Raw genomic sequence first — 6,358 nt, 5'->3', positions numbered from 1 at the left:
TGCAGCGAACGATCGACGTGCAGCGTGGCTTCCGGGTGGAAGGTGATGTAGGTCGCGCCGGCTTCGATGAAGTCACCGACGATGCGATCCACCGGGCTGACCATCAGGTGCGCGTCGATCGGCGCGGTGATGCCGTACTTGCGCAGGGCCGCGCAAACCATCGGACCGATGGTCAGGTTCGGCACGTAGTGGTTGTCCATGACATCGAAGTGGACGAAGTCGGCACCGGCGGCCAGAACGTTGTCCACTTCTTCGCCGAGGCGGGCGAAGTCGGCGGAGAGAATCGACGGAGCAATTACGAAGGGCTGCATGACGCACCTTTTCTGAGCTAAATCACGATGGCGCGCATTGTATACCTCAAGTTTCCGTGCGCGCACCGTGACCGCGATGATCAGTACGCCGCTCGGTAGATCTTCTCGATATCCGCCGCGCTGAGCCTGCGCGGGTTGTTGCGCATCAAACGCTCGATCCCCGCGGCCTCCACGGCCATGGCCGGGATTGCCTCCTCGGGCACGCCGAAACTGCGCAGCCCGGCAGGAATCTCCACCGCCGCGCACAGCTCGGTCATGGCCTGCACGGCTTTGTCCGCCGCCTCATTGGCGCTCAGATGAGCGGTCTTCACCCCCATGGCTTCGGCGATATCCTGCATGCGCTCGACGCAGGCCATCTTGTTCCAGGTCATGACATACGGCAGCAACAACGCGTTACTGACGCCATGGGCGATGTTGAAACGCCCGCCCAACGGATAGGCCAACGCATGCACCGCGCCGACCCCGGCATTGCCGAACGCCATGCCGGCCATCAGGCTGGCGGTGGCCATGTCTTCCCGGGCTTGCAGATTGGCGCCATTGGCGTAGGCCTTGGGCAGCGCCCTGGCAATCAGCTTGATAGCGCCGAGTGCCAGCGAGTCGGTAATCGGCGAGGCGTTGACCGACAGATAGGATTCGATGGCATGCACCAGCGCATCGACGCCACTGGCGGCGGTGACGCTGCGCGGGCAGGTCAGGGTCATTTGCGGACTGACCAGCGCCACGTCCGGCAACAAATAATCGCTGACGATGCCTTTCTTCAGTTGCGCGACCTTGTCCGAGAGGATGGCGACGTTGGTCACTTCCGAACCGGTGCCGGCGGTGGTCGGGATAGCGATCAGCGGCGGGCCTTTGCGCGGCACCTGATCGACGCCGAACAGGTCTTCCAGCGCGCCGTGATATCCGGCATACGCGGCAACACTCTTGGCGATGTCGATGGCACTGCCGCCGCCCAGGCCAATCAAGCCGTCATGCCCGCCCTCGCGGTACACGCGCATGCAATCTTCGACGATGGCGATTTCCGGGTCCGGCAGCACCCGGTCAAAAATCTCGTACTCGCGCCCACCCAATTGGCACAGCGCCAGTTCCACGGTGCCGGACTTGACCAGCGCGGCGTCGGTGACAATCAACGGGTTGTCGATATCCAGCCGCGTGAGTTCCGCCGCCAGCTGCTCGATGGCCCCGGCGCCGGTGATCAGTTTGTGAGCGATTTTGAACTGGGACAGACTCATCGTGCGCAGCCTCTTATAGATGTGGGAGCTGAGCACAAGCGTAGCTGAGGGTTTGCGGTTGGCTGGTATTCAGTTGGTGAATAATCAAGAGCAAAGCCCCTCACCCTAACCCTCTCCCGGAGGGAGAGGGGACTGACTGAGCCGTTCTCTCGGAGTACATCGACGTGCAATACCGAGTCGAACTCAGATTCTGAACAGCATGAAGATCTGCTCCCTTTCCCCTTCGCCCCCTTGGGGGAGAGGGCTGGGGTGAGGGGGCGGCTTTTGATCTGGGCGTCAGACCTGCGCAGTACGCAGTTTCTCGCTACGACCACGCAACCATTCAAGGGTCAGCAACAGGATAACGGAGAAGGCGATCAGCAAGGTGGCCGCCGCCGCAATCGTCGGGCTGAGGTTCTCGCGGATCCCGCTGAACATCTGCCGTGGCAAGGTCGCTTGCTCGGGGCCGGCGAGGAACAGCGTTACCACCACTTCATCGAACGACGTCGCAAAGGCAAACAGCGCCCCGGAAATCACCCCCGGCGCAATCAACGGCAGAGTCACCCGGCGGAACGTGGTCAATGGCGAAGCGCCAAGGCTGGCCGCCGCCCGCACCAGATTCTGGTTGAACCCCTGCAACGTCGCCGACACGGTGATGATCACGAACGGCACACCGAGCACCGCGTGCACCACGATCAACGAGAAGAAGCTGTTGCCCAGTCCCAGCGGTGCGAAGAACAGATAACTCGCCACACCGATGATCACCACCGGCACCACCATTGGCGAAATCACCAGCGCCATCACCAGCGATTTGCCGGGAAAGTCGCCACGGGTCAGGCCGATCGCGGCCAGGGTTCCGAAGACCATCGCCAGCACCGTCGCGGCCGGGGCGACGATGATGCTGTTCTTCAGTGAGCGCATCCATTCGGCCGAGGCGAAGAAGTCCTGATACCAGTGCAGCGAGAAACCCTGCAGCGGATACACCAGGAAACTGCCCGAGTTGAACGACAGCGGCACGATCACCAGCACCGGCAGAATCAGGAACAGCAGGATCAGGCCGCAGAGGATCCGCAAGCTGTAGAACCACACCCGTTCGATGGGCGACATATAAGGACTCAGCATTTCAAATTCCCCTTAGCTCAGGCGCAGGCGACTGGCGCCCACCAGCCAGCTGTAGATCAGATACAGCACCACGGTCGCCAGCAACAACAAGCCGCCCAACGCAGTGGCCATGCCCCAGTTGATGCTGGTGTTGGTGTAGAACGCGACGAAGTAACTGACCATCTGATCGTTCGGGCTGCCGAGCAGCGCCGGGGTGATGTAGTAGCCGATGGCGAGGATGAACACCAACAGGCAACCGGCGCCGACACCGGCGTAGGTCTGCGGGAAGTACACCCGCCAGAAACTGGCGAACGGATGGCAGCCCAGCGAAATCGCAGCACGCATGTAGGTCGGCGAGATGCCTTTCATCACGCTGTAGATCGGCAGGATCATGAACGGCAGCAGAATGTGCACCATCGAGATGTAGACCCCGGTACGGTTGAACACCAGTTCCAGCGGCTTATCGATGATGCCCATGGCCATCAGCGCGCTGTTGATCAGCCCGCCCGACTGCAGCAACACGATCCACGCCGCGACCCGCACCAGAATCGAGGTCCAGAACGGCAGCAGCACCAGAATCATCAGCAGGTTGCTCTGCCGCGATGGCAGGTTCGCCAGCAGGTAAGCCAGTGGATAGGCGAGGAACAAACAGATCACGGTGATGATCAGGCCCATCCAGAACGTGCGGGCGAAGATGTCGAGGTAGATCGCTTGATCCGGGGTGGCAGGGGCCAGTTCGCCGAGATCGTCGATACGGTGATCGACCGCTGCCAGCAGATAGAACGGGGTGATGCTGCTGGTGTTGCGTTTGACCGCTTGCCAGTACGCCGGATCGCCCCAGCGCTCATCGAGGCCTTCGAGTGCTTCTTTATAGGAGGCCGGTTCGCTGGCGAAGGGCAGCGCCCGGGCGGTTTTGGTCAGCAGGCTGCGATAGCCGGCCAACTCCATGTTCAAGCGCTTGGACAGATCGCCCAGCGTCTGATTTTTGCGGGCTTCGGCGAGGTCTTCGCCGGCCGCTTTGTACACCGGCTCCGCCGGCAGGCCGCGGCCGTCCCAACTGGCGATGGCCGCCACAGTGCGCGGCATGCCGCCGACCACTTCCGGGTTGCCGACGCTTTTGTAGAGCAGCGCCACGATCGGCACCAGGAACACCAGCAACAGAAACAGCACCAGCGGCGCAATCAACGCTTGGGCCTTCCAGCGGTTGACCCGCTCGGCGCGCTTGAGCTTCTGCTTCAAGGTGGGGCTGGCGCCCTCGTTCAGGGGAACGGCGATGGCCATGACGTACTCCGCAAATCGATCTTTCTAATTCATGCAACTTGTGGAAATTGGCCGTGTGGCGAGGGAGCTTGCTCCCGCTTGAGTGCGCAGCACTCACAAGTATTTTGGGGCTGCTTCGCAACCCAGCGGGAGCAAGCTCCCTCGCCACAACAGTTCGCTCCCGAAGTTGGAGTTTTGGTTATTTCGCAGCCCAGGAATTGAAGCGCTGTTCCAGTTGCTCGCCGTTGTCAGCCCAGAAGCTGACGTCGATCTGCACCTGGTTGGCGATGTTTTCCGGGGTGGTCGGCATGTCCTTCAGCACGTCCTTGCTCAGCAGCGGAACTGCCTGAGTGTTGGCCGGGCCGTAAGCAATGTTTTCCGAGTAGGTCTTCTGTTGCTGCGGCTGCACCGAGTAGGCGATGAATTTCTTCGCCGCTTCGGCGCGCTTGGCGTCCAGGCCTTTCGGGATGGCCCACGCATCGAAGTCGTAGATGCCGCCATTCCATACCACTTTCAGGTTGGATTCTTTCTGCACGGCGGCGATGCGACCGTTGTAGGCCGAGCTCATGACCACGTCACCAGAGGCGAGATATTGCGGCGGCTGGGCGCCGGCTTCCCACCACTGGATGCTTGGCTTGAGTTCATCGAGTTTCTTGAACGCGCGATCCTGCCCTCCCTTGCTCGCCAGCTCTTTGTAGACGTCTTTCGGTGCAACACCGTCGGCCATCAGCGCGAATTCCAGGGTGTACTTGGCGCCTTTGCGCAGGCCCCGCTTGCCCGGGAATTTCTTGGTGTCCCAGAAATCGGCCCAACTGGTTGGCGCGGTTTTCAGCTTGTCGGCGTTGTACGCGAGCACGGTCGACCAGACGAAGAAGCCCACGCCGCACGGCTGAATCGCGCCTTTGACGTAATCTTCGGTTTTGCCGAACAGCGCCGGGTCGAGTTGTTCGAACATGTCTTCATCGCAACCACGGGACAGCTCTGGCGATTCGACTTCCACCAGATCCCACGACACGCTCTTGGTATCGACCATGGCTTTGACCTTGGCCATTTCGCCGTTGTACTCACCGGCAACGATCTTGCCATTGCCCGCCGCTTCCCACGGTGCGTAGAAGGCTTTGACTTGCGCCGCCTTGTTCGCCCCGCCAAACGACACCACAGTCAAATCGGGACCGGCGGCCATCGCGCTGGCCGCACCCATCAGGCCCAGGGTCAGGGCGGTGAACTTCAGGGATCTCAACATTTATTGTTCTCTCCACGTGCAGGGTTGGTGTTGGTATTGCCGGGGCGCTTAGTGCGCCTCTAGAAGAGGATCGAGTGCGCGAACGTGCTCGACCTGCCAGCCAAGCGGAACCACGTCGCCGACCGCGAGCGCTGGATCGAGCTCGGCAATCGGCTGTTTCACGAAGAAGTCGGTCTTGCCGCAGACTTCCAGGCGCACCCGGACGTGGTCGCCCAGATAGATGAATTCCGCCACCCTCCCTGAGAAGCGGTTGACGCATTGGTCGCTCGAGCCATTGAGGCTGACGCGTTCCGGGCGAATCGACAGGGTCACCGGTTCGCCAGTCTGGCCGACGTTGACCGCCAGCGCCTCGACCTTCTCGCCCCGCCCCAGCTCAACCACGCAACGCTCGCCGCTCTGGCTGAGCAGCCGCCCGTTGAGGCGGTTGTTCTCGCCGATGAAATTGGCGACGAAGGTGTTTTTCGGTTCTTCGTAAAGCGTGCGCGGCGGGGCGATCTGCTGGATTTCGCCCTGATGGAACACAGCGACGCGATCGGACATGGTCAGCGCTTCACCCTGATCGTGGGTCACGTAGACCACGGTCACGCCGAGGCGTTGGTGCAGGTGCTTGATCTCCATCTGCATGTGTTCGCGCAATTGCTTGTCGAGTGCGCCCAGCGGTTCGTCCATCAGCACCAGTTGCGGTTCGAACACCAGCGCCCGCGCCAGTGCCACGCGCTGCTGCTGACCGCCGGAGAGTTGCGCCGGATAGCGCGAAGCGAAGGCGTCGAGCTGGACCATGCTCAGGACTTTCTTGACCTTGTCGCTGACATCGCTCTTGTTCAGGCCGCGCACGGTCAACGGGAAAGCCAGGTTCTCGGCCACGGTCATGTGCGGGAACAACGCGTAGTTCTGGAACACCATACCGATGTCACGCTTGTGCGGCGGTACGTTATTGATGGCGCGGCCGGCCAGGAGGATTTCGCCGGCGGTCGGGGTTTCGAACCCGGCGAGCATCATCAGGCTGGTGGTCTTGCCCGAACCGGACGGCCCGAGCAGAGTCAGGAACTCGCCTTTGCGAATGTCCAGGTTGAGGTCTTTGACGATCAGGTTCTCGCCGTCGTAGCTCTTCTGCACTCCACGAAAGCTGACCAGCACATCACTGGCCCCTGCGTTTGAATCGACCTGGCTCATACCCACACCTTTGTTATTGGTAACTGCTGTGGATTAAGCCTAGTGGCTGGCGCCAGCCGCGC

At 61.4% G+C, this 6,358-nt stretch carries 5 protein-coding genes and 1 pseudogene; all 6 read right to left on the bottom strand.

What is annotated here, in order from left to right; translation table 11 throughout:
• Positions 1-311: pseudogene (locus ACIP8I_RS24300) on the bottom strand (ribulose-phosphate 3-epimerase); the annotation flags it as partial.
• Between the two features lie 80 nt (positions 312-391).
• On the bottom strand, positions 392-1,540 hold the full coding sequence (locus ACIP8I_RS24295) for an iron-containing alcohol dehydrogenase (RefSeq protein ID WP_400764435.1): 1,149 nt from the start codon (positions 1,538-1,540) through the stop codon (positions 392-394).
• Positions 1,541-1,816: 276 nt separating this feature from the next.
• Positions 1,817-2,641, bottom strand: coding sequence for an ABC transporter permease (locus ACIP8I_RS24290; protein WP_108591992.1), 825 nt, complete (start codon positions 2,639-2,641; stop codon positions 1,817-1,819).
• A gap of 12 nt (positions 2,642-2,653) precedes the next feature.
• Entirely contained in the window at positions 2,654-3,901 is a 1,248-nt protein-coding gene (locus ACIP8I_RS24285) for an ABC transporter permease (RefSeq protein ID WP_007966448.1), read from the bottom strand.
• Between the two features lie 178 nt (positions 3,902-4,079).
• Positions 4,080-5,123 (bottom strand): ABC transporter substrate-binding protein, encoded by a 1,044-nt coding sequence (locus tag ACIP8I_RS24280; protein ID WP_027610727.1) that lies wholly within the window; start codon positions 5,121-5,123, stop codon positions 4,080-4,082.
• A 48-nt stretch (positions 5,124-5,171) separates the two neighbouring features.
• On the bottom strand, positions 5,172-6,296 hold the full coding sequence (locus ACIP8I_RS24275) for an ABC transporter ATP-binding protein (protein WP_007966453.1): 1,125 nt from the start codon (positions 6,294-6,296) through the stop codon (positions 5,172-5,174).
• Positions 6,297-6,358: the final 62 nt, after the last annotated feature.

The organism is Pseudomonas sp. NPDC088414 (genome assembly GCF_044753325.1).
Classification (GTDB): Bacteria; Pseudomonadota; Gammaproteobacteria; order Pseudomonadales; family Pseudomonadaceae; genus Aquipseudomonas.
This window is presented reverse-complemented; position numbering and strand designations above follow the sequence as displayed.